This window comes from Pantoea sp. FN0302 (assembly GCF_050113775.1).
Classification (GTDB): domain Bacteria; phylum Pseudomonadota; class Gammaproteobacteria; order Enterobacterales; family Enterobacteriaceae; genus Mixta; species Mixta alhagi.
This window is the reverse complement of record NZ_JBNJSM010000001.1, coordinates 1-22,808: the sequence shown is the minus strand read 5'-3', so window position 1 is coordinate 22,808 and position 22,808 is coordinate 1. Positions and strand designations below refer to the sequence as shown.

Here is a 22,808-nt window from a genome sequence, read left to right as displayed (position 1 = left end):
ACTGAATTGATGGATCGAGTTATGCAAAACCTTAAGCGCATCCAGGCGATAAACTGGAACCGCATCGACGATGAGAAAGATTTGGAGGTCTGGAACCGCCTGACCACTAATTTCTGGCTGCCGGAGAAGGTGCCGCTTTCTAACGACTTACCGGCATGGAATAGCCTGAGCAAAACAGAGCAGCAGTTAACTATCCGCGTTTTTACCGGCCTGACGCTACTGGACACCTTGCAAAACAGCGTCGGCGCGCCTGCGCTGATGGTTGATGCGCTAACGCCGCACGAAGAGGCGGTGATGTCCAATATCAGCTTTATGGAAGCGGTACATGCGCGCTCTTACAGCTCGATTTTCTCTACGCTTTGTCCGGTTAACGAAGTGGATGCTGCCTATAGCTGGAGCGAAAGCTGCGGCCCGTTGCAGAATAAAGCCGATCTGATCCACCAGCACTACTGCGCCGACGATCCGCTGAAAAAGAAAATCGCCAGCGTCTTTCTTGAGTCGTTTCTTTTCTATTCCGGTTTCTGGCTGCCGATGTACTGGTCAAGCCGTGGCAAGCTTACGAATACCGCCGACCTTATCCGCCTGATTATTCGTGATGAAGCGGTGCATGGTTACTATATAGGCTATAAATATCAGAAAGCACTGGAAAAAGCCGATCCGGTGCGTCGTGATGCGCTGCAGAAGTTTGCCGTTGAGCTGCTGATGGCGCTGTATGACAACGAGATGGCGTACACCGAGGCATTATATGGCGAAACGCCGTGGCTGGAGGAGGTCAAAGCCTTCCTGCACTATAACGCCAATAAGGCGCTAATGAATTTGGGTTATGAGGCGCTGTTCCCGGCAGAAATGACCCAGGTTAACCCGGCGATTTTAAGCGCGCTGTCACCAAATGCTGATGAGAATCACGATTTCTTTTCCGGCTCCGGCTCCTCATATGTAATGGGCAAAGCGGTGGATACCGAAGATGAAGACTGGGACTTTTAAATAACGTTTGGGCGCACCTCCGCGCCCTTTTCCTCTCTAACGCGTCAGCCATTAAAATAACGGTTATTTCTCTGCGAACTTTCGCTATAAATAATGGCTTTTTTCCATTTCTGCGCCTGTAATTTATCACCGGCATCCAGCAGAAAATAATGGCAAAACCGCGCATCCCTGCTCACTTATTTCATCTTTTTTTAGCCTGCAATTATTTCCCCGTAGCCCCTGACCCTTCTGACCTGACGCGAGATCCGCATCTCAAAGCATGACACTCAGCGCCGCGCAAAGGGTTGCCTGAGATTCTAAGTATGTTAGGGTATAGGCCGCTTTAATTTCACCAGGACAAGTATTAGCGAAAATAATTAACCAACCAGGATATTCAAATTGCATGGCAGTTAAATTAGAAGCAAAGAATCTTTATAAAGTATTCGGCGAGAATCCCGATCGTGCTTTTAAATATATTGATAAGGGCATCAGTAAAGAAGCGTTACTGGAAAAAACCGGACTCTCTTTAGGCGTTAAGAATGCCAGTCTGGCCATTGAAGAAGGCGAGATATTTGTCATCATGGGGCTTTCCGGTTCAGGAAAATCCACTATGGTTCGCCTTCTCAATCGTCTGATAGAGCCGACACGCGGCCAGGTAATCATTGACGGAGTCGATATTGCCAAAATATCTGACAGTGAGCTGCGTGAAGTACGACGAAATAAAATCAGTATGGTATTTCAGTCATTCGCCCTGATGCCGCATATGAATGTGCTGAATAACACCGCCTTTGGTATGGAATTAGCGGGCGTTCCACAGCAGGAGCGTCAGGAAAAAGCGCTGGAAGCGCTGCGTCAGGTCGGTCTGGAAAATTATGCGCATGCCTGGCCCGATGAATTATCTGGCGGTATGCGACAGCGCGTTGGATTAGCACGCGCGCTGGCGATTAATCCTGATATTTTATTAATGGACGAGGCTTTTTCCGCGCTCGATCCCTTAATTCGTACGGAAATGCAGGATGAGCTGGTAAAACTGCAGGCGAAACATCAGCGCACCATTATTTTTATTTCCCATGATCTTGATGAAGCGATGCGCATTGGCGATCGCATTGCCATTATGCAGGGCGGTGAAGTGGTGCAGGTCGGAACGCCGGATGAAATTTTAAATAATCCCGCTAATGACTATGTGCGCACCTTTTTCCGTGGCGTTGATATTAGCCATGTGTTTAGCGCCAAAGATATTGCCCGTCGCGGCGCCAGCGCGCTGATCCGCAAATCTCCCGGCTTTGGTCCACGCTCGGCAATCAAGCTGCTGCAGGATGAAGATCGGGAATATGGCTACGTGCTGGAAAAACAAAAGTTTGTTGGCGTGGTTTCCACCGATTCGCTGAAGGCGGCGCTGGCGGCTGGAGCAGGCATTGACGCCGCGATCCTTGCTGCGCCCGCCGCTGTGCCTGGCGATATGTCCCTGAATGAGCTGCTGTCGCATGTGGCGCAGGCGCCGTGCGCCGTGCCGATTATCGGCGACGAAGATCAGTATATCGGGGTTATTTCCAAAGGCACGCTGTTACAGGCATTAGATCGCGAGGGGAGCCAGCAATGAGTCAGCCAAACAACAATCCGTGGGAAAATGCATCATCACAGCCAGCGGCAACCGATACAGCCAGCGATCCCTGGGGCGGCACGCCTGCTGATAACGGCGCAGTCCAGCCCAGCGGCGGCGCGTCTGTTGACAACGGCGCAGCCCAGCCCAGCAGCGGCGACGCCTGGGGTTCGCCTTCCGGAGCGGCTGAAGGCCACGACGCCGTTGTCAGCAACAGCGACTGGCTGAACAGCGCGCCCGCGCCGCAGGCGGAACACTTCAATATACTGGATCCTTTTCATCACACGCTGATCCCGCTTGATAGCTGGGTTACGCATGGGATCGACTGGATCGTCAGCCATTTCCGACCGCTGTTTCAGGGGATCCGCATTCCGGTAGATTATATCCTGAGCGCTTTTCAGCAACTGCTGCTGGGCATGCCTGCGCCGGTTGCAATCGTGCTGTTTGCGCTTATCGCCTGGCAGCTCTCCAGCGTCAGCATGGGCATCGCAACCCTGATTTCCCTGGTGTTGATTGGTGCTATCGGTGCCTGGTCGCAGGCGATGGTTACGCTGGCGTTGGTCTTAACCGCCCTGCTGTTCTGTATTGTTATTGGCCTGCCGCTGGGGATCTGGCTGGCGCGCAGCGAACGCGCCGGACGTATTATTCGCCCGCTGCTGGATGCCATGCAAACTACGCCCGCCTTCGTCTATCTGGTACCGATTGTGATGCTGTTTGGTATCGGCAATGTGCCGGGCGTGGTGGTGACCATTATCTTTGCCCTGCCGCCGATTGTACGTCTGACCGTTCTTGGCATTAAACAGGTACCGGCGGATCTGATCGAGGCGGCAGAGTCGTTTGGCGCGAACCCACGGCAAATGCTGTTTAAGGTTCAGCTGCCGCTGGCGATGCCAACCATCATGGCTGGCGTGAATCAGACGCTGATGCTGGCGCTGTCGATGGTGGTTATCGCTTCGATGATAGCGGTCGGCGGCCTGGGGCAAATGGTGTTACGCGGTATTGGCCGTCTTGATATGGGGCTGGCCACCGTAGGCGGCGTCGGTATTGTTATTCTCGCTATTATCCTCGATCGCCTGACGCAATCCTTTGGCCGCAACAGCCGAAGCCGTGGCAACCAACGCTGGTACGCCACCGGTCCGCTGGGTTTACTGACCCGCCTGATCAAGTAACGCGCTGACGGCGTCGCTGTACGCCGTCACGTTACTGCCTGATAACAATTAATAAGGAATCACTATGCGCAAAATAGCCCTTCTGGCCACCGCTTTGACCTCGCTGGCTACCCTGCCGACTTTCGCTGCCGATTTACCGGGTAAAGGGATCACCGTTAAACCGATCCAAAGCACTATTTCTGAAGAGAGCTTTCAAACGCTGCTGGTTAGTCGCGCGCTGGAAAAGCTGGGTTACCGCGTTGAGAAGCCGAGCGAAGTAGATTACAACGTGGGTTATACCTCGATCGCATCCGGCGACGCCACCTTTACCGCCGTCAACTGGCAACCGCTGCATGATGATATGTATCGCGCCGCTGGCGGCGATAAGGTGTTTTATCGTCAGGGAACCTACGTTACCGGTGCCGCACAGGGCTACCTGATCGATAAGAAAACCGCCGAGAAGTATCATATTACCCGCATCGATCAGCTAAAAGATGAGAAGCTGGCGCGGCTGTTTGATACCAACGGTGACGGCAAAGCGGATATGACCGGCTGTGCGCCTGGCTGGGGTTGCGAGGCGGTGATCCTGCATCAGAACCAGGCCTTTGACCTGAGCAAGACTGTTGAGCCCAATATGGGAAATTATGCTGCGATGATGGCTGATACCCTCGCCCGCTATAAGCAAGGCAAACCGATCCTTTATTATACCTGGACCCCTTACTGGATCAGCGATGTTCTGGTACCGGGACGCGACGTAGTTTGGCTGCAGGTGCCCTTCTCTTCCATGCCGGGCGCGCAGAAAGAGGTGAACACCCAATTGCCGAACGGCGCTAACTACGGTTTCCCGGTTAACACCATGCATATTGTCGCCAATAAAGCCTGGGCCGTGAAAAACCCGGCGGCGGCGCAACTGTTTGCTGAGATGAAACTGCCGATTGCCGATATCAACGCACAAAACTCGCGTATGCATCAGGGGCAGTCTTCTGAACAGGCGATTAACGCGCATGTTGATGGCTGGATTAAAGCGCATCAGGCGCAGTTCGATCGCTGGATAGACAGTGCAAAAGCTGCAGCAAAATAAGAGCACATGAGGATACCGGTGCGATCCGCTAGCGTGATTGTTTCGGCTTCCGGCACTGGCCACTAATCAGCGGCCTGACGGGCAACAAATGTTGCCCGTTTTTTATTTATCCTTTCATTTCATCGGTTAAAGGTTACGATAACGCTGTTTAACGTAAACAAAACTGGTATGTCCTGTTAAACACAACCAACAATGAAATAGTTTTTTGGGTTACTATTAGCGACGACGATTTATCAACCATGCTTATTGCTTATGAATTCAACATCCCAGGGGCTTAGTCCAACGCTGGTGGCCCTGATGTCTATCGCCACGGGGCTGGCGGTGGCCAGTAACTATTACGCGCAGCCTCTGCTGGATACTATTGCCCGCAGCTTTAGTCTGTCGGTTAATCAGGCCGGTTTCATTATCACCACTGCTCAGCTCGGCTATGCCGCCGGTCTGTTGTTACTGGTGCCGCTTGGCGATCGACTGGAACGACGCGGACTGATTGTTGGCATGAGCCTGTTGGCGGCGGGCGGCATGGTGATTACCGCGCTCTCTGATAATCTCGGCATGATGCTGCTTGGTACTGCGCTGACCGGCCTGTTTTCGGTTGTTGCTCAGTTGCTGGTGCCACTGGCCGCCACGCTCGCCGCGCCGGAAAAGCGAGGCAAAGTGGTGGGTACCGTCATGAGCGGCCTGCTGCTAGGGATTCTGCTGGCACGTACCGTTGCCGGTGCGCTGGCACAACTGGGCGGCTGGCGCGCCGTATTCTGGGTCGCCAGCCTGCTCATGGTATTGATGGCGCTGGCGCTGTGGCGCGGGTTGCCACGCTATCGTCAAACGGTAGAGCTTAGCTATCCCCAGCTGCTTGGTTCTATTTTCCGTCTCTATGCTCAGTCACGCGTTATCCGCACGCGCGCCATTATTGGTTGTCTCTCCTTCGCCAACTTCAGCGTGCTCTGGACCTCGATGGCCTTTTTACTTGCTGCTCCGCCCTATGGCTATTCGGAAGGCGAAATCGGCCTGCTGGGCCTGGCAGGCGCGGCGGGGGCGCTGGCTGCGCGTCAGGCTGGTTCACTGGCGGATCAGGGCAAAGCGCGCCTGACCACCACGCTGGGGCTGCTGATAATGCTGGGATCATGGGGCCTGACCGCCCTGGGCGCGCATTCACTGCTGGCCCTGATTGCCGGCATTATCCTGCTGGATCTGGCGGTACAGGGCGTTCATATCACTAACCAGAGCGTCATCTATCGGCGCATGCCCGAAGCGCGCAACCGGCTCACGGCTGGCTACATGACCAGCTATTTTATCGGCGGTGCCGCCGGTTCGCTTATCTCTGCCAGCGCTTATCATTTTGCTGGCTGGTACGGTGTCTGTATCGCCGGGTTGTTATTAACTTTGCTTAATCTGTTGAGCTGGTGGCAAGGCTACCGCTACGAAGATCACAATAATTAACCATTAAAGTGTAAAGAGCCATTTTTTTCAGTGCCGGCAGGCTATAAAGCCGTAACCCACTCTGGTATGGTTAGCGGTAAATTTATTCATGTTAGTTATTTTTTCGTAAGAAATTATTCAGCCCAGGGAAAGAATATCGCTGTCAGATGGCATTAAGCCTACGCAAAACTGGCGCCTGACATGCGCTTGTTACATTAGCAACAAGCATGTTTATTCGTTAAAAGCGGTGCGTTTAAGGTTTATTTTGCCCGGCTGGTTCGACAGATTCTGTACGATCTGCTGAACCAGCCATGCTGCCCAACCTTCGGCTTATGGAGTGAGCCGAAACTTTAGATGATGACGTTGCGATCGTATGAGCCATCGCTACTGGTAAAGATGTTCATGTCTGTTTCGTCATCACCACTACTCTACCAGTTGCAACTAATGAGGTTCCTTTAAGATGGAAAGTTCGTTTACTCCCATTGAACAGATGCTGAATATTCGTGCTACACGTCATAAAGATTTTCCGCTCCAGGAAATCGTACTGACGCGTCTGTGTATGCACATGCAGAGCAAGTTGCTGGATAATCGCAACAAGATGCTGAAAGCTCAGGGGATTAACGAGACACTGTTTATGGCATTGATTACGCTGGATGCGCAGGAAACCCAGAGCATTCAGCCTTCTGAACTGAGCGCCGCGCTGGGTTCTTCCCGTACCAATGCCACGCGCATCGCCGATGAGCTGGAAAAACGCGGCTGGATTGAACGCCGTGAAAGCGATAACGATCGCCGCTGCCTGCACCTGCATCTCACAGAAAAAGGCAACGCTTTCCTGCGTCAGGTTCTTCCTCCGCAGCATCAGAGCCTGCAATATCTGTGGTCCTCACTGAGCAGCAGTGAAAAAGCGCAGCTGGAAAGCCTGACGCGTAAGTTATTGAACCGTCTTGACCAGATGGATGAAGAGGAAGTTATTTCTTCCCTCTCCCACCAATAGCAATTCCTGCGACACAATCACTCTCAGAAACCGTTATTTTGATCCCCTTTTATCCATGCCAGCGCTAACGCTGGCATTTTAGGCTCGGGTCCCTGCACACATGGAAAGGCGCACCCCGAAATACGTGTATACGTGGAAAATGTGGAGAGAAGCATGAGTGCGAATGCGGAAACGCAACAACCGCAACAGCCAGCCAATAAAAAGAAAAAGCGTAAAGGCGCGTTGATTTTTCTGGCTGTTTTGTTTGTTCTGGTTGGCGTTGCTTATTTGATTTACTGGGCCCTGGTACTGCGCCATTTTGAAGAGACCGATGATGCCTATGTGGCAGGCAATCAGGTGCAGATCATGGCTCAGGTCGCTGGCAGCGTGAACAAAATTGGCTTTGATAACACCGACTTTGTAAAGAAAGGCGATGTGCTGGTAACGCTGGATAAAACCGATGCCGAACAGGCGTTTGAAAAAGCACAGACCGCTCTGGCCACCAGCGTGCGCCAAACGCATCAGCAGATGATCAACAGTAAACAGTATCAGGCAACTATCGAGCTGCAAAAAACCGCGCTGGCGCAGGCCGAAGCGGATCTAAAACGCCGCGAGCCGCTGGGTGCCTCTAACCTGATTGGTCGCGAAGAGCTGCAACATGCGCGCGATGCGGTCGCTACCGCAAAAGCGCAACTGGATGTGGCGGTACAGCAATATAATGCAAACCAGGCCGCGATTCTGAATACCTCGCTGGAAAACCAGCCGGCGGTGAAGCAGAACGCCGCCGCGCTGCGTGATGCCTGGCTGGCCTTACAACGCACCGAAATCCGCAGCCCTATCGATGGTTATGTCTCTCGCCGCAGCGTGCAGGTTGGCGCACAAATCTCCACCTCTACACCACTGATGGCCGTTGTGCCGGCTACCGGGATTTGGGTTGATGCCAACTTCAAAGAAACGCAGCTGGCAGGCGTGCGCATTGGTCAGCCTGCTACGGTGGTCAGCGATATTTATGGCGACGACGTGGTCTATCACGGCAAAGTGGTGGGCCTGGATATGGGCACCGGCAGCGCCTTCTCGCTGCTGCCTGCGCAGAACGCCACCGGTAACTGGATTAAAGTGGTTCAGCGTTTACCGGTACGCATTGAACTGGATGCCAAAGAAGTGGCCGAGCATCCGCTGCGCATTGGTCTTTCCACGCTGGTGAAAGTGGATACCTCCAGTAAAGAAGGCAGCATGCTGGCTTCCCAGGTGCGTCAGACGCCCGCTTATCAGAGCGATGCGCTGGCGATCGATCTGGCGCCGGTGAATCAGTTAATCAGCGAGATTATTCGCGCCAATGCGGGCGAATAATCCGGGAGGCAGTTATGGCGCAAAAGCCGCTTGAAGGCGCTCCGCTGGTTCTGATGACCATCGCGCTGTCGCTGGCGACCTTTATGCAGGTGCTGGATTCCACCATCGCCAACGTTGCCATTCCAACCATCGCCGGTAACCTCGGCGCGTCGAACTCCCAGGGAACCTGGGTTATTACTTCGTTTGGCGTGGCGAATGCGATCTCCATTCCGATTACCGGCTGGCTGGCGAAACGCATCGGCGAGGTAAAACTGTTTCTCTGGTCAACCGTGGCCTTTGCCGCCGCCTCCTTTCTGTGCGGAGTGGCGGATAGCCTGACGATGCTGATCCTGTTCCGCGTGCTTCAGGGGCTGGTTGCCGGCCCGCTGATCCCACTGTCGCAGAGTTTGCTGCTAAGCAACTATCCGCCCGCTAAGCGCAGTATCGCTCTGTCATTGTGGGCAATGACAGTGGTGGTGGCGCCGATCTGCGGTCCCATCCTTGGCGGCTGGATCAGCGATAACTACCACTGGGGATGGATCTTCTTTATTAACGTGCCCATCGGCATTGTGGTCACGATCCTGACGCTGCAAACCCTGCGCCACCGTGAAACCAAAACTGAAATTCGGCCAATCGATACGGTGGGCCTGGTTTTGCTGGTGGTGGGTATCGGTGCGCTGCAAATCATGCTGGATCGCGGACGTGAACTGGACTGGTTTAGCTCTACTGAAATTATCGTGCTTACGGTAGTGGCGGTGGTGGCGCTGGCGGTACTGTTTGTCTGGGAGATGACTGACGATCATCCTGTGGTGGATCTGACGCTGTTTAAATCGCGTAACTTCACCATTGGCTGTTTGTCGATAAGCCTGGCCTATATGCTCTATTTTGGCTCTATCGTGCTGCTGCCGCAGCTGCTGCAGGAAGTGTATGGCTATACGGCAACCTGGGCCGGGCTGGCTTCTGCGCCGGTGGGCATCTTCCCGGTGCTGCTGTCGCCGATTATCGGCCGCTTTGCCCATAAGATCGATATGCGCCGCCTGGTTGCCTTCAGCTTTATTATGTATGCCGTCTGTTTTTACTGGCGCGCCTACACTTTCGAGCCGGGAATGGATTTCGGCGCAGCTGCCTGGCCGCAGTTTATCCAGGGGCTGGCGGTAGCCTGCTTCTTTATGCCGCTGACCACCATTACGCTATCGGGACTGCCGCCGGAACGTCTGGCTGCCGCATCCAGCCTGTCGAACTTTTTGCGTACCCTGGCCGGTTCGATTGGTACGTCGATTACCACCACTATGTGGACCAATCGCGAATCGATGCATCACAGCTATCTCGCCGAGTCGGTTAATCCTTATAACCCTAATGCGCAGGAAACCTATCGCCAGCTGGAACAGCTGGGCATGACGCAGCAGCAGGCCTCTGGCTATATCGCTCAGCAGATCACTAATCAGGGGCTGATTATCTCTGCTAACGAGATATTCTGGGCCTCTGCCGGGATCTTCCTGATTCTGCTGGCGCTGATTTGGTTTGCCCGTCCGCCTTTCACCTCTGGCGGCGGCGGTGGTGGCGCGCACTGATATTCAGCCATAAAAAATGGGCTTAATGCTGGTGAGTTAAGATTAACAATGGTTCAAGGCTGCTATCTCACCTGAGATAGCAGCCTTTTTTATTGGAACCTGGAATGCGTTCGTCTGCTGCTTTGAGCGAGGAGCGAACCTGTTTTGGTCAGTTGAATAATTATCTGTCTTTAACTATCGCCATGACGAAACCATCCCATCCCTTTTCACCGACGGTCTGGATTGCTGTAGCTTCAAGTCGCTCGTCTTCTGAAATCATCTGAACAAATTCTCTCAGCCCCCGTACATTAGGATCCTCACTATCGGATTCAATCACACTACCGCCGCGTACTGAATTATCCCCGACGATAACCGTATTTTGTTGGGACAGTTTTATTGCCCATTCCAGATAGCGTGGATTATTCACTTTATCAGCATCGATAAAAATAAGGTCAAAGGGGGCTTTAAGCGTGGGTAAGACATCAAGTGCAGCACCGGTATAAAGCTCAACGCGCTCAGTTAATCCTGCATTGTTTATATTCTGGCGGGCAACCTCTGCATGATGCTTATTGAATTCAATGGTCGTTAGGCTTCCATGTTGGGGTAAAGCTTTGGCCATCCAAATCGTGCTGTAACCTCCAAGGGTTCCTATTTCAAGAACGCGGACAGCGCGTATCATTTGAATGAAGAGCGCCAGCATTTTTCCCTGTAAAGCAGACACATCGTGCGAAGGTAATCCTTGCTCTGCGTTATTAATAAGAGTGTATTTTAAATCTGCTCCTTCAGGGGCGAGCTTTTCAGCAAACCAGGTATCAACCTGTGCCCATTTATCAGAGTCCCGGGAAGGATAATCAGGGGTTCGCATACGAAATTTTTTCTCCTTTGGTGGCCTTATAAGGAGTATGGATGCTGTTTGTTACAGCCCATGGTACGTTAACTTTCATATGAGCGAAAAGCGGGCCTGGTCTGTCTGTTCAGGGCCGTAATGCGGCCCTCGGTTGTTTGTGTGGTTTGTTACATAACGTATTAAAGTGGAGGGTAAAGCTCCACCTGCCGCGAGTCAGTTTGTCGGCAAGTTTCATATATACTCGCCATGTGCTTTTTGTAAAATTTTAAGGATGAAGGGTGAGAATGTTATGAAAGTAAGCGAGGCAGATCTATTGAAGTCGGGTTTTAGCAACGCTGATCTTCTAAAAATTAAAACCAATACCCAGAGTTATGGTGGCTCACTAGCTGAAGCCATACAAGATCTGGCTAACCGCTTCATTCTAGCCAGTAGCGTTGTATTGTGCTGTTTAGCCATTTGGGGTTTGCTTATTATTTTCGGCTCAGATGAAAGCGTATTTGCAGGCTCAATAGGTCTACTTTGTGGTATTGCGGTTGTCGTATTCATACAACCGCCTATATTCGCCTACAAATCATGGCGCTATCGCAGATTAATAACTAATTCTGAACTGAGTCAGTAACTGACATAAGGTCAAATATGACCTTAGCGTTAACATCGTAACCCACAATTTTCATTGTGAGCTTTGGATGGCTCATAGTACTTATTTTCCGGTAATAATCGGCGTGCAGGTATCGAAATAAACGCCAGTGTGTAAATCTTCTTCGCCGGCACAGGGCTGCTGTTACAGCCCTAATACATTCAGAGCTCAATTGACTCAAATATTCACGCAGGCATAACTACGGCCATTGATAATTCTCATAACAGCCGCACCGCTGCAAATTCTGACGCCGTGGTTGAGGCCCGGCTTGATACAGGTATTCAGAATGCGTAAGTATTCGAAACGGAACTGAAACGCTATTGTCCTAACTGGGTCGTATAGTTACTTTCCACCCAGCGATAACCGCTACCCTCACGTTTTACGTGACCAAGTCCCGGAAACGAAATATGTGCGGCAGCTACCCAATAACCCTGTTCCGCAGCCTGTTTGAGTATCCGTTCCCGCGTTTTAATTGCCTGCTGGCGGTTTACGTCAAAATGGATTGCAACGTGCGGATCTGACATCTGTACCGCCCTGGCGTGGATAATATCTCCCCATAACACCAGTGTCTGACCTTCACTTTCCACACGATACAGCACACTTCCTGGCGTATGACCAGCAGCGGACTCAGCACGTATTCCGTTTACCAGTGTTGCAGGGGCCAGAAATGTTTTTAACCGGCCGGCATTGATAACCGGGCGAAGGGTTCGTTCACTTTCAGCAAAAGTGTGTGCCTCACCCGCCTCAACCTGATTTACGTTAGAGGGGTTAAGCCAGAAGTCTACATCTCGTTTATCCACATACACGTCAGCATTTGGGAACGCGAGCTTGCCCGAGCGTGACACGCCAGCGGAGTGATCTGCGTGAATATGAGTAAGCAAGACGGCATTTATGGATTCAGATGGATAACCTGCTGCTGCAAGGTTTGCCAGCAGATGCCCTCCCCTGTTTCCGAACAGCTCTCCTGCACCTGTATCCACTAAAATGCGCTTTTTGCCATCGTCTATTACATAGGCGTTAATCGACGTCTCTGCGTGCGGCGTCATTGCATCTCTGGCCATCGCCTGACGTAATTTTTCCGGTGAAATGTTAGTCAGCAATGTATTCAACGGTATCGTTACCGTGCCGTCAGATACGGCGGTAATGCGCAGTTTTCCCAGTTTCATACGATAGTAACCGGGAGCCTGTTCATCCAGTGTACTGGTCTGTTCGGCAGCCAGGAGCTGGCTGGAAAAGATAAGTGTCGCGATCAGCGTCAGTATAATTTTCATTGAAGTCCCCACTAAAATGTCATTTGAACGTGATCGGCAGTATCCTCAGCAAGTCACTATCATTCAAATTGATTAATATAATGTTCACTATCAGAGAAAATGATTTTCATCGTATCGATCTAAATTTGCTGACGGTGCTGTTCGTGCTGCAGCGGGAAGGCAGCGTGTCACGTACAGCTGAAAAACTGCATCTCGGGCAGCCGGCGGTCAGTAATGCACTGGCCAGATTGCGTGAAATGTTTGACGATCCTCTGTTTGTTCGCACCGCAGGAGGGATGATCCCCACGCCGCGTGCCGAAGCGCTTATTGCTGCACTCGGACCATTAATGGAACAGATGCAGCATATTCTGTTTCACCCCCCCTCATTTACGCCTGCGAATGCAACCCATGTTTTTCGTCTTGGTATGAGCGACTGGGTTGAGCGTTGGCTGATGCCAGAATTGCAGGCATGTGTAATACGTGAGGCGCCGGGAATAACTCTGCAGGTGAAGGCCAGCGATCCTTTCCGTGACAGTGAGCACGTTCTCCAAAGGGAGATAGATCTGGCTATTTCGGTTGGTCAGAGCGCTGCCGCCACGTTAAGGCGTGAAAATATCCGCTCACTCAACTTTTGTACGCTCTGGCACCCTGAACAGCTTTCGCTGGAAGCGCCGCTGACAGTGGGAAATTATGTAGAACATGATCACGTACTGGTTTCGTATCGCGGATCAACGTGGAGCGCTGTGGATGAGCAATTAGCATTGCAGGGAAAATCACGCAGGGTTCGTTACGTTACGCCGCACTTTTCCTCTTTACCCCCTCTTTTGAAACGCATACCCGCGTTGGCGACCGTGCCCTCTGGGCTGGCTGCCGATTGGGTTTCTCATTACGGATTACGTTGTAGCCCCGTTCCGGTAGAGACGCCGGAGATTACGCTCTCGCTGCTGTGGCATAAATGTTCCGATAACGATATGCCACTGAAGTGGCTGCGGACTGTATTAGAGCGAGTAATAAAAGCGCTACCTTTCGGGCCTGAGTGACGGCACAGGCAACGGTTTTAAGCATCACGGTGCCAGGCCTGGCAAGAAAGCGGTTGATGATTCAGGGTAAAAGCCGCTTAGAGAAACGGGAAGATTACGAAACAGAGCGTACCAGTGAACAACGTTAATATGCTGAAAAAATGCATAAAAAAATCCGGAAACAGAAATGTCTCCGGATTCATATACAGCCCCGGGATCGTTCAACCGATCCTTAACTGCCTGGCATTACGGGCCTAATGTCCGTTTTTTTGATTACCTGCCCGCGTGCGGCTTAGTGGTTCTGACGCCACCACTCCGCCAGCAGAATGCCGGTCGCAACCGACACGTTCAGGCTTTCTACTTTGCCGGTACCGTCAATCGACACGCTCAGATCACCCTGCTGCAGCGCAGACTCAGTCAGGCCATCGCTCTCCTGCCCCAGCACCAGCACCATTTTCGCCGGCAGTTTTGCCTGCGTTAACGGCGTGCTGCCTTTGTGGCTGGAGGTGGTGACAATGGTGTAACCCGCATTGCGGAATGCTTCCAGACCCGCAACAAAGCTCTTCGCGCTCAATGCCTGTACATGCTCGGCGCCGCCTTCAGCGGTACGTACCGCCGCGCCCGACTCCAGCACTGCCGCATCATCCACCAGCAAACCTTTCACGCCAAAATGCGCGCTGCTGCGCATAATGCCGCCGATATTGTGCGGGTTGCCGACATTTTCCAGCGCCAGAACGCAATCCTGCTCACGATCCGTTGCCAGCCAGTCGCTGACCGGTGTGCCAACGCGTTTTTTAATCAGGAAGCAGACGCCACCATGATGCTCAGTCCCGGAGGCTTTCTCCAGTTCGGCTTCATCCACTACATGATAGGCTTTGCGGTTAGCTGCCAGCCAACGCAGCGCCTCGCGGAAACGCGGCGTAACGCTCTGAACGAACCAGGCACGCACGATGCATTCCGGACGGCTCAGAAACAGCGCCTGACAGGCGTTTTCACCGTAGACGCGGGTCTCTTCCAGACGCTGACGACGCAGCTGACCCGGATCGATAAAACTTTTGCCGCTGATGCCGCCATGATCGGGTTTAGCCTCTTCATTCGGCGCGCGAGAAACGGTGCGCCACGGCGACTCGCCACGCGGCAGCTCATCACGATCGCGCTCGCGGTCGCCACGGAACTTACCGTCGCGTCCGCCGCGTGCCGGGCTTTCAGACTGACGCGATGGACGACGGCTTCCTTCCTGACGGTCAGCGCCGGGCCTGCTGCCTTTGCCCGTACGGGGATTTTGTCCGCGTTTATCATTGTTATCATCACCGCGAACATACATCACTTTGACTTTGCCGCTTTTACCTTTGAATTCGTCGTTCATCTGTTCCTCCACCTGCTGAGCGCGAAGCGCGAAGATTACCTGAAGCACAGGTTGTATGCCATCAACTTCCGCTAAAAGTCGCCAACTATTATATTCATTGACTATTCCATGTTGTTGCCCGATAGCAGCCGACTGATAATTAAGCTTACGCATAAAATTAGCAGTTTAATGCGTTGTTAACGATTAAACCCTGAGGTGATAAATGAATACGGTATGTGCATCCTGTCAGGCAACGAACCGCGTTCCGGAAGAGCGCATTGCCGATGGGGCCAGGTGTGGTCGCTGCGGTAACGAGCTGTTTGATGGTGAAGTCATCAATGCCACCGCCAACACGCTGGATAAATATCTGCAGGACGACCTGCCGGTAGTGGTTGATTTCTGGGCGCCGTGGTGCGGTCCCTGCGTTAACTTCGCCCCCATTTATGAAGATGTGGCCAGCGAACGCAGCGGTAAGGTGCGCTTTTTAAAAGTAAATACCGAAGCCGAGCCCGCGCTCAGCGCCCGTTTCCGCATTCGCAGCATTCCTACCATTATGCTGTTCAAGCAGGGCGAACTGGCCGACATGCTGAACGGCGCGATGCCGAAAGCGCCATTTAATGAGTGGCTGGACGAAGCGCTGTAATAATAGCGGCTGGCCCTGTCAGCCGCGCTACGCTTCCTGCCCACTTCCCGCTACAATGGCGTTTTTGCCAGCTCAATGTAATGACCCATAACGCCGTTTTACGCCTGCGCGCCGAGCGCCTGGCGCGCGCTACCCGTCCTTTTCTCGCTCGTGGCAATCGTGTTCAACGCTGCCAGGGCTGCCTGTTGCCGCAAAAGCTCTGTCTGTGCAGTGAAATTGTCGTGCAGTCCGCACGCAGCCGTTTCTGCCTGGTCATGTTTGATACCGAGCCCATGAAGCCAAGCAATACTGGCCGTCTGATTGCCGATATTCTTCCTGATACACAGGCTTTCGGCTGGTCACGCACTGAACCTGATCCGGCATTGCTGGCTGCTGTAGCAAATAGTGACTATCAGCCGATGGTGGTGTTTCCCGAATCCTATGCCGATAGCGATCGCCTGGTGTTAAATAGTCCGCCGTTAAGCGGCAAGCCGCCGCTGTTTATTATGCTGGACGGCACCTGGACCGAGGCGCGGAAAATGTTTCGCAAAAGCCCCTGGCTGGATGCCTTGCCGGTGATGTCGTTACGCCTGACTACGCCTTCCGGCTATACGCTGCGTGAGGCCCACGGTGCGGGACAACACTGTACCGCCGAGGTGGCAGCTGAACTGCTGCGCCAGGCAGGCGATGAAGCTGCCGCTCAGGCGCTCAGCGCCCACTTTACGCTGTTTCGCCAGCGCTATCTGGCAGGAAAACCTCATCATCCGGTTCATCTCACGGCAGATGAAACAGAAAGCGTTTAGACTCAGCTTAACTATCGCCTGAGGGACAGGAAATGAGTCAACGTGGACTGGAAGCGCTGTTACGCCCTAAATCTATTGCCGTTATTGGCGCCTCAATAAAGCCCGGGCGGGCAGGTTATCTGATGATGCGTAACCTGCTGGCCGGCGGTTTTAGCGGCCCGGTTCTGCCCGTTACGCCGAAATATAAGGCAGTATCGGGTGTGCTCGCCTGGCCAGATGTTGCCAGTTTGCCCTTTGCGCCTGAGCTGGCGGTGATCTGTACCAATGCCAGCCGTAATCTTGCCCTGCTACAGCAGCTGGGTGAAAAAGGCTGCAAAGCCTGTATTATTCTTTCCGCCCCGGAAAGCCAGCAGCCGGAACTGAAAGCCTGCGCCAGCCGCTGGCAAATTCGTCTGCTTGGCCCCAACAGTCTTGGCCTGCTTGCCCCGTGGCAGGGACTGAATGCCAGTTTCTCCCCGGTTCCCATCTTAAAAGGCAAGCTGGCCTTTGTTTCCCAGTCGGCGGCCGTTTCCAATACCATTCTTGACTGGGCGCAGCAGCGTCAGCTCGGCTTCTCCTGGTTTATCGCCCTGGGGGATAGCCTGGATACTGATATTGACGATCTGCTCGACTTCCTGGCGCGTGACGGCAAAACCAGCGCAATTCTGCTTTATCTGGAGCATCTCAGCGATGCGCGCCGGTTTGTTTCCGCCGCCCGTAGCGCCTCGCGCAATAAACCCATTCTGGTGATTAAAAGTGGTCGTAGCCCGCAGGCGCAGGCGTTACTGAAAACGCATGCCGGGCTGGATGCCGCCTGGGACGCGGCTATTCAGCGAGCGGGTCTGCTGCGGGTGCAGGATACGCATGAGCTGTTCTCAGCGGTGGAAACCTTAAGTCATATGCGTCCGCTACGCGGCGAGCGGTTAATGATCGTGAGCAATGGTGCGGCACCCGCTGCGCTGGCGTTGGATGCGTTACAGCTGCGTAGCGGCAAACTGGCCCAGCTTGATAACGCGACGCAGGCAACGCTACGCGCTCAGCTTCCTGTGGAAATCGTCCCGGATAATCCGCTCGATTTGAAAGATGATGCCACGCCGGAACGCTATCTGCAGGCGGTTGCCGCCCTGCTTGACTGTCATGAGCTGGATGCGCTGATGATTATTCATGCTCCCAGCGCTGTCGCGCCCGCTACCGAAACCGCACTTCGGCTGATAGAGCTGATTAAACAGCACCCGCGCGGCAAAAGCCTGACGCTATTGACCAACTGGTGCGGCGAATACTCTTCACTGGAAGCGCGTCGGGCGTTCAGCGATGCGGCAATCCCCACCTATCGTACGCCCGAGGGTACGGTAACCGCCTTTATGCATATGGTGGAGTACCGTCGTAACCAAAAACAACTGCGTGAAACTCCTGCCCTGCCGATCACGCTGAAACAGGATACCGCTTACGCTCACCAGCTGATTCAGCAGGCGTTAGACGAAGGGGCCACGCAGCTGGATACCCATGAGGTGCAGGCTATTATGCAGGCTTATGGCCTGACTACGCTGCCGACCTGGATCGCTGGCGACAGCGCTGAAGCCGTGCATATTGCCGGTCAAATCGGTTATCCCGTCGCGCTGAAGCTGCGGTCGCCGGATATCCCCCATAAATCTGATGTTCAGGGCGTTATGCTTTATCTGCGCACTCCAGGTGAGGTTCAGCAGGCGGCCAATGCCATTATCGATCGGGTGAAGCTGGCCTGGCCGCAGGCAAGGATCCATGGGTTGCTGGTACAGAGCATGGCAAATCGCGCCGGAGCTCAGGAGCTGCGGATCGTGGTTGAACAGGATCCGCTGTTCGGCCCGGTGATTATGCTGGGCGAAGGAGGCGTAGAGTGGCAGGCGGATCGGCACGCCTCTGTGGCGCTGCCGCCGCTTAATATGACCCTGGCGCGCTATCTGGTTATTCAGGCGATTAAGAGGGGTAAGATTCGCGGTCGCAGCGCACTGCGACCGCTGGATATCGCGGCGTTAAGCCAGGTACTGGTACAGGTTTCTAACCTGATCGTAGATTGCCCGGAGATCCAGCGGCTTGATATACATCCTCTCCTGGCCGCTGGTGATGAGTTTACCCTGCTGGATGTCACCCTGACGCTGGCCAGATTTAATGGCGTCAATGAATCGCGGCTCGCTATTCGCCCTTATCCGCATACCCTGGAGGAGTGGATCACCATGAAAAACGGTGAACGTTGTCTGCTCCGCCCCATTCTGCCGGAAGATGAGCCGTTATTGCAGCGCTTTATTGCTCAGGTAACCAAAGAAGATCTCTACTATCGCTACTTTAGCGAGATCAATGAGTTTACCCATGAGGATTTAGCCAATATGACGCAAATCGACTACGATCGAGAAATGGCTTTTGTTGCCGTGCGTGAACAGCAGGGTGAGAAGGCAATTATCGGCGTTACCCGGGCCATTTCTGATGCGGACAATATCGATGCGGAGTTTTCTATCCTGGTACGCTCGGATTTAAAAGGCTTGGGGCTTGGCAGACGCCTGCTGGAAAAAATGCTGGCTTATACCCGTAGTCATGGCCTGTTGCAGTTAAATGGTATTACCATGCCCAATAACCAGGGCATGATTACCCTGGCGAAAAAGCTGGGATTCAGCGTAGATGTGCAGCTGGAGGATGGTATCGTTAGTCTGCATCTGCCTCTTACTCACGCTGGCGAGCAACATTAACTCGTGAAGATCGCCCTTTGCGCCGTGTTAATGTTAATATTGTCGGTTAGAACCATGATGTTATGGCAGAAGACCACTCAATGAATAGAGAAGAAGCGCACTGTGATGTTGTCCAAATTTAAGCGCAATAAACACCAACAACACCTTGCACAGCTGCCCAAACTGTCTCAGTCAGTTGCTGATGTAACCACGCTTTACTCGCCATCCGAGTTCCGCGCTACGCTGCTGGAAAAAATCGCCAGTGCAACGAAACGCATCTGCATTGTCGCGCTCTATCTGGAAAACGATGATGCCGGACGCGCCGTTCTGTCCGCGCTTTACGCTGCCAGACGCGCGCGCCCGGAACTGGATATCAGTGTCCTGGTTGACTGGCATCGGGCACAGCGTGGCCGTATCGGCGATGCTAAAGGCGTGACGAACGCCGACTGGTATTGCGATATGGCCAGCCAGCATCCGGATATCGCTATTCCGGTATATGGGATCCCGGTTAATACCCGGGAAGCGTTGGGCGTGCTGCATCTGAAAGGCTTTATCATTGACGATACGCTGCTCTACAGCGGTGCCAGCATCAATGACGTCTATCTGCACCAACATGACAAATATCGCTACGATCGCTATCAGCTGATTCGTAATCCGCAGTTAGCCAATACCATGTTTGAATGGATCGATCGCAACCTGAAAAATGCGGTCGCGGTCCATCGGCTCGATCGTCATGAGCGGCCCAAAAGCCCGGAAATCAAAAATGAAACCCGCCAGTTCCGCCAGGATCTGCGCGGTTTTGATTACATTTTTACCCCGAATGCCGGTAACGAAGAGCTGGCGGTAACGCCGCTGGTTGGGCTGGGAAAGCGTAGCCTGCTGAATAAAACCATCTATCATTTGATGCCCTGTACGGAACATAAGCTGACGCTCTGTACGCCTTATTTCAATCTGCCGGCGATTCTGGTGCGCAATATTATCTGGCTGTTGCGTCAGGGGAAAGAAGTGGAAATTATCGTTGGCGATAAAACGGCAAATGATTTTTATATTCCCGAAGATCAACCGTTTAAAATTATCGGCGCGCTGCCCTATTTGTATGAGATTAATCTGCGACGTTTCCTGAGCAGGCTGCAATACTACGTGAGTAATGGTCAGCTGACCGTGCGCCTGTGGAAAGATGGTGAAAACAGCTATCACCTCAAGGGAATGTGGGTGGACGAGGAGTGGATGCTGATTACCGGCAACAACCTTAACCCGCGCGCCTGGCGCCTGGATCTGGAAAATGCGGTGTTGATCCATGATCCTCTACAGCAGCTGGCGGAGCAGCGCGAGCGTGAGCTGTCGCTAATTCGCCAGCATACCAGCGTGGTCAAACATTTTCGCGATCTCGACAGTATTGCCGACTATCCGGTAAAGGTACGCAAGCTAATCAGACGGCTGCGCCGAATCAGAATTGACCGACTGATAAGCCGCATTCTGTAAACCACAGGATGTGATATCCCGCCTTAATGTCTCTTTCTGATTCAGGAGCGGCAATGAGAATAGCAATGATCTTAATATGCTTATGCTGTACGGGATGTAGCCACATGGCGCAGGATCGCTGGACCGGTCAGGATAAAGTCCAGCATTTTATTGGTTCTGCGCTTCTCTCTGCCGCTGGCAACGAATATGGGCAGCAGCAAAACTGGTCGCAGCATCACAGCAACAGTTTCGGATTGATGTTTGCCTTTGGTCTTGGCGCAGCCAAAGAATTTTATGACAGCCGCCCGGAAGGAAGCGGCTGGAGCTGGAAGGACATGAGCTGGGATATTGCCGGCGCAGCGGCCGGCTTTGCGCTGTGGAATACGGGTCAGTAATTTAGAGTTTCATGCCCTGCCCTTTACGGTGTAGCATCAGCGATACCAGCAACGCCAGCGCGCCCATCACCGAAACATACCAAAAAAACCAGGTCTCGTTTCCCGCAGCCTTGAGCGACAGCGCGACATATTCCGCCGAGCCGCCAAAAATAGCATTCGCCACCGCATATGAAAGACCAACGCCCAGCGCGCGTACTTCCGGTGGAAACATCTCGGCTTTAACTATGCCACTGATAGAGGTATAAAAGCTGGTAATCAGAAGCGCCAGCATAACCAATATAAATATCAGCCAGCTGCTTTTGCTATTCTGAAGCAGCGTCAGGATCGGCACCGTGCACAGCGTCGCACCGGCACCAAACATCAACATGGAGTTACGACGCCCGATTCGGTCGGATAACGCGCCCATCAGCGGCTGAATAAGCATAAAAATAAACAGCGCAAGGGTCATCAATGCACTGGCGCTTTTGGCATCCATACCGGCGGTATTGACCAAATATTTTTGCATATAGGTGGTGAAGGTATAGAAACTCAGGGATCCGCCAGCGGTAAAACCCAGCACCATTAAAAAAGCGCGCCGATGTTTCCATAAACCTCGTAGCCGACCGGCATCCTGATGCTGTCGTGTTTTATCGCTGGTTGTTTCGTTTAGCGAACGCCGCAGAAAGAGCGCAACGATCGCCAGCACCGCCCCCAGCGCAAAAGGAATACGCCATCCCCAGCTACGCAGCGCTTCCGGTTCCAGCACATGCTGTAATACCACCACGGTAAGCAGTGCCAGCAGTTGGCCACCGATCAGGGTAACATACTGAAAGGATGCGTAATAACCTTTGCGCCCTTCTATCGCGACCTCGCTCATATAGGTCGCGCTGGTGCCATATTCTCCGCCTACCGATAATCCCTGAAACAGACGTGCCAGCAGCAGCAGTATCGGCGCCCAGACTCCTAAGGTGGCGTAGCCAGGTAAACAGGCGATAACCAGGGAGCCGAAACACATCATGCAGACAGAGATCAGCATGGAGGTTTTACGTCCATGACGATCGCCAATCCAGCCAAAAAGCCATCCACCAATCGGACGCATTAAAAAACCCGCAGCGAAAACGCCGGCAGTTTGTACCAGTTGCGTGGTAGGGTTTCCCGTTGGGAAAAAAATATGCGCGAAATAGAGGGAGCAAAAAGAGTAAACGTAGAAATCAAACCATTCGACAAGATTGCCTGACGATGCACCGATGATTGCGCGAATACGGGCTTTGTGGGATCCCGCTGCCAGCTCTTCGGTTTGCTTACTGGTGGTTATAACATCAGCCATATTGTGCCTCACTGTGATTCCTTGCTGCCTAAAAGGCTAAAAAAACAGTAAAGCATTAAAGGGCGATGTTAATAAAATGTTTTGTTTTCAAGGATCGGTTTTGTGAAGTAGCAGATATTATTGCTTCCCGGCAAGCTGAAATAGTAAAGGAAACGGATAGTTTTCGGAACTATAGTGATGAAAAGCAGCGTAAAGTCGCAGAGTGGCGGTAAACTGCAGATACGAAAAAGCCTCAGCTTTCGCTGAGGCTCCGTCGTTATCTGATGCCTGGCAGTTCCCTACTCTCGCATGGGGAGGCCCCACACTACCATCGGCGCTGCGGCGTTTCACTTCTGAGTTCGGCATGGGGTCAGGTGGGACCACCGCGCTCTCGCCGCCAGGCAAATTC

Annotated in this window: 19 protein-coding genes and 1 rRNA gene; 15 read left to right on the top strand and 5 right to left on the bottom strand. The window is 53.0% G+C overall.

Translation table 11 applies throughout. From position 1 onward, the window contains the following. Positions 1–21: 21 nt before the first annotated feature. The 8 genes from nrdF (at position 22) to emrB (ending at position 10,081) form a co-directional block, all read left to right on the top strand. Positions 22–984, top strand: coding sequence for a class 1b ribonucleoside-diphosphate reductase subunit beta (gene nrdF / locus ACQE32_RS00100; RefSeq protein ID WP_427021164.1), 963 nt, complete (start codon positions 22–24; stop codon positions 982–984). Positions 985–1,366: 382 nt separating this feature from the next. Then, on the top strand, positions 1,367–2,563 hold the full coding sequence (proV, locus tag ACQE32_RS00095) for a glycine betaine/L-proline ABC transporter ATP-binding protein ProV (RefSeq protein ID WP_427021163.1): 1,197 nt from the start codon (positions 1,367–1,369) through the stop codon (positions 2,561–2,563). Then, positions 2,560–3,732, top strand: coding sequence for a glycine betaine/L-proline ABC transporter permease ProW (gene proW / locus ACQE32_RS00090; protein ID WP_426980611.1), 1,173 nt, complete (start codon positions 2,560–2,562; stop codon positions 3,730–3,732). Before proV ends, proW begins: the two co-directional genes overlap by 4 nt. Positions 3,733–3,796: 64 nt before the next feature. After that, positions 3,797–4,792 (top strand): glycine betaine/L-proline ABC transporter substrate-binding protein ProX, encoded by a 996-nt coding sequence (gene proX / locus ACQE32_RS00085; protein WP_427021162.1) that lies wholly within the window; start codon positions 3,797–3,799, stop codon positions 4,790–4,792. 252 nt (positions 4,793–5,044) lie between these two features. Then, complete coding sequence (locus ACQE32_RS00080) at positions 5,045–6,229, top strand: MFS transporter (RefSeq protein ID WP_426980610.1); 1,185 nt, start codon at positions 5,045–5,047, stop codon at positions 6,227–6,229. Positions 6,230–6,668: 439 nt separating this feature from the next. Beyond that, positions 6,669–7,202, top strand: a complete 534-nt coding sequence (mprA, locus tag ACQE32_RS00075) for a transcriptional repressor MprA (RefSeq protein ID WP_426980609.1) — start codon at positions 6,669–6,671, stop codon at positions 7,200–7,202. Between the two features lie 153 nt (positions 7,203–7,355). Then, positions 7,356–8,531, top strand: coding sequence for a multidrug efflux MFS transporter periplasmic adaptor subunit EmrA (emrA, locus tag ACQE32_RS00070; protein ID WP_426971517.1), 1,176 nt, complete (start codon positions 7,356–7,358; stop codon positions 8,529–8,531). Positions 8,532–8,545: 14 nt separating this feature from the next. Further along, on the top strand, positions 8,546–10,081 hold the full coding sequence (gene emrB / locus ACQE32_RS00065) for a multidrug efflux MFS transporter permease subunit EmrB (RefSeq protein ID WP_426971515.1): 1,536 nt from the start codon (positions 8,546–8,548) through the stop codon (positions 10,079–10,081). A gap of 160 nt (positions 10,082–10,241) precedes the next feature. Here emrB and ACQE32_RS00060 read toward each other — a convergent pair whose 3' ends face one another. Then, the gene (locus tag ACQE32_RS00060) at positions 10,242–10,925 is read right to left on the bottom strand and encodes an O-methyltransferase (RefSeq protein WP_426971514.1); all 684 of its coding nucleotides are present in this window, start codon (positions 10,923–10,925) and stop codon (positions 10,242–10,244) included. A 271-nt stretch (positions 10,926–11,196) separates the two neighbouring features. Between ACQE32_RS00060 and ACQE32_RS00055 the strand changes: the two genes are divergently transcribed. After that, positions 11,197–11,526: a hypothetical protein gene (locus ACQE32_RS00055; RefSeq protein WP_427021161.1), complete on the top strand. Its 330-nt coding sequence runs from the start codon at positions 11,197–11,199 to the stop codon at positions 11,524–11,526. Positions 11,527–11,861: 335 nt separating this feature from the next. Here the strand turns inward: ACQE32_RS00055 and ACQE32_RS00050 are convergent, their stop codons facing one another. Beyond that, positions 11,862–12,815 carry an MBL fold metallo-hydrolase gene (locus ACQE32_RS00050; protein WP_427021160.1) on the bottom strand — a complete coding sequence of 318 codons (954 nt, stop codon included), beginning with the start codon at positions 12,813–12,815 and terminating at the stop codon, positions 11,862–11,864. 80 nt (positions 12,816–12,895) lie between these two features. On the opposite strand from ACQE32_RS00050, the gene ACQE32_RS00045 reads away from it, so the two are divergent. Continuing rightward, on the top strand, positions 12,896–13,834 hold the full coding sequence (locus tag ACQE32_RS00045; protein ID WP_427021738.1) for a LysR family transcriptional regulator: 939 nt from the start codon (positions 12,896–12,898) through the stop codon (positions 13,832–13,834). Between the two features lie 271 nt (positions 13,835–14,105). On the opposite strand, the gene ACQE32_RS00040 is transcribed toward ACQE32_RS00045, so the two are convergent. Beyond that, positions 14,106–15,179 carry a tRNA/rRNA methyltransferase gene (locus ACQE32_RS00040; protein ID WP_250650707.1) on the bottom strand — a complete coding sequence of 358 codons (1,074 nt, stop codon included), beginning with the start codon at positions 15,177–15,179 and terminating at the stop codon, positions 14,106–14,108. Between the two features lie 202 nt (positions 15,180–15,381). Here ACQE32_RS00040 and trxC point away from each other — a divergent pair, with 202 nt between their 5' ends. The 5 genes from trxC (at position 15,382) to ACQE32_RS00015 (ending at position 21,114) form a co-directional block, all read left to right on the top strand. Continuing rightward, complete coding sequence (gene trxC / locus ACQE32_RS00035; protein ID WP_250650708.1) at positions 15,382–15,801, top strand: thioredoxin TrxC; 420 nt, start codon at positions 15,382–15,384, stop codon at positions 15,799–15,801. An 80-nt stretch (positions 15,802–15,881) separates the two neighbouring features. After that, a complete protein-coding gene (locus ACQE32_RS00030; RefSeq protein WP_426971507.1) occupies positions 15,882–16,583 on the top strand; it encodes a tRNA-uridine aminocarboxypropyltransferase in 702 nt (233 codons plus the stop codon). Between the two features lie 32 nt (positions 16,584–16,615). Further along, a complete protein-coding gene (locus ACQE32_RS00025) occupies positions 16,616–19,279 on the top strand; it encodes a bifunctional acetate--CoA ligase family protein/GNAT family N-acetyltransferase (RefSeq protein ID WP_427021159.1) in 2,664 nt (887 codons plus the stop codon). 105 nt (positions 19,280–19,384) lie between these two features. Next, positions 19,385–20,740, top strand: a complete 1,356-nt coding sequence (pssA, locus tag ACQE32_RS00020; RefSeq protein WP_426971505.1) for a CDP-diacylglycerol--serine O-phosphatidyltransferase — start codon at positions 19,385–19,387, stop codon at positions 20,738–20,740. Positions 20,741–20,793: 53 nt separating this feature from the next. Next, positions 20,794–21,114 (top strand): YfiM family lipoprotein, encoded by a 321-nt coding sequence (locus ACQE32_RS00015; RefSeq protein WP_426980600.1) that lies wholly within the window; start codon positions 20,794–20,796, stop codon positions 21,112–21,114. A 1-nt stretch (position 21,115) separates the two neighbouring features. On the opposite strand, the gene ACQE32_RS00010 is transcribed toward ACQE32_RS00015, so the two are convergent. Together ACQE32_RS00010 and rrf are read right to left on the bottom strand one after the other, a co-directional pair. Continuing rightward, on the bottom strand, positions 21,116–22,420 hold the full coding sequence (locus tag ACQE32_RS00010) for an MFS family transporter (protein ID WP_426980599.1): 1,305 nt from the start codon (positions 22,418–22,420) through the stop codon (positions 21,116–21,118). A gap of 265 nt (positions 22,421–22,685) precedes the next feature. Further along, a 5S ribosomal RNA gene (rrf, locus tag ACQE32_RS00005) occupies positions 22,686–22,801 on the bottom strand. Positions 22,802–22,808 lie beyond the last annotated feature (7 nt).

Bases quoted from the DNA above. Each gene is read 5' to 3' on its own strand.
- nrdF (WP_427021164.1), top strand. From the start codon at position 22: ATGCAAAACCTTAAGCGCATCCAGGCGATAAACTGGAACCGCATCGAC.
- proV (WP_427021163.1), top strand. From the start codon at position 1,367: ATGGCAGTTAAATTAGAAGCAAAGAATCTTTATAAAGTATTCGGCGAG.
- proW (WP_426980611.1), top strand. From the start codon at position 2,560: ATGAGTCAGCCAAACAACAATCCGTGGGAAAATGCATCATCACAGCCA.
- proX (WP_427021162.1), top strand. From the start codon at position 3,797: ATGCGCAAAATAGCCCTTCTGGCCACCGCTTTGACCTCGCTGGCTACC.
- ACQE32_RS00080 (WP_426980610.1), top strand. From the start codon at position 5,045: ATGAATTCAACATCCCAGGGGCTTAGTCCAACGCTGGTGGCCCTGATG.
- mprA (WP_426980609.1), top strand. From the start codon at position 6,669: ATGGAAAGTTCGTTTACTCCCATTGAACAGATGCTGAATATTCGTGCT.
- emrA (WP_426971517.1), top strand. From the start codon at position 7,356: ATGAGTGCGAATGCGGAAACGCAACAACCGCAACAGCCAGCCAATAAA.
- emrB (WP_426971515.1), top strand. From the start codon at position 8,546: ATGGCGCAAAAGCCGCTTGAAGGCGCTCCGCTGGTTCTGATGACCATC.
- ACQE32_RS00060 (WP_426971514.1), bottom strand. From the start codon at position 10,925: ATGCGAACCCCTGATTATCCTTCCCGGGACTCTGATAAATGGGCACAG.
- ACQE32_RS00055 (WP_427021161.1), top strand. From the start codon at position 11,197: ATGAAAGTAAGCGAGGCAGATCTATTGAAGTCGGGTTTTAGCAACGCT.
- ACQE32_RS00050 (WP_427021160.1), bottom strand. From the start codon at position 12,815: ATGAAAATTATACTGACGCTGATCGCGACACTTATCTTTTCCAGCCAG.
- ACQE32_RS00045 (WP_427021738.1), top strand. From the start codon at position 12,896: ATGTTCACTATCAGAGAAAATGATTTTCATCGTATCGATCTAAATTTG.
- ACQE32_RS00040 (WP_250650707.1), bottom strand. From the start codon at position 15,179: ATGAACGACGAATTCAAAGGTAAAAGCGGCAAAGTCAAAGTGATGTAT.
- trxC (WP_250650708.1), top strand. From the start codon at position 15,382: ATGAATACGGTATGTGCATCCTGTCAGGCAACGAACCGCGTTCCGGAA.
- ACQE32_RS00030 (WP_426971507.1), top strand. From the start codon at position 15,882: ATGACCCATAACGCCGTTTTACGCCTGCGCGCCGAGCGCCTGGCGCGC.
- ACQE32_RS00025 (WP_427021159.1), top strand. From the start codon at position 16,616: ATGAGTCAACGTGGACTGGAAGCGCTGTTACGCCCTAAATCTATTGCC.
- pssA (WP_426971505.1), top strand. From the start codon at position 19,385: ATGTTGTCCAAATTTAAGCGCAATAAACACCAACAACACCTTGCACAG.
- ACQE32_RS00015 (WP_426980600.1), top strand. From the start codon at position 20,794: ATGAGAATAGCAATGATCTTAATATGCTTATGCTGTACGGGATGTAGC.
- ACQE32_RS00010 (WP_426980599.1), bottom strand. From the start codon at position 22,420: ATGGCTGATGTTATAACCACCAGTAAGCAAACCGAAGAGCTGGCAGCG.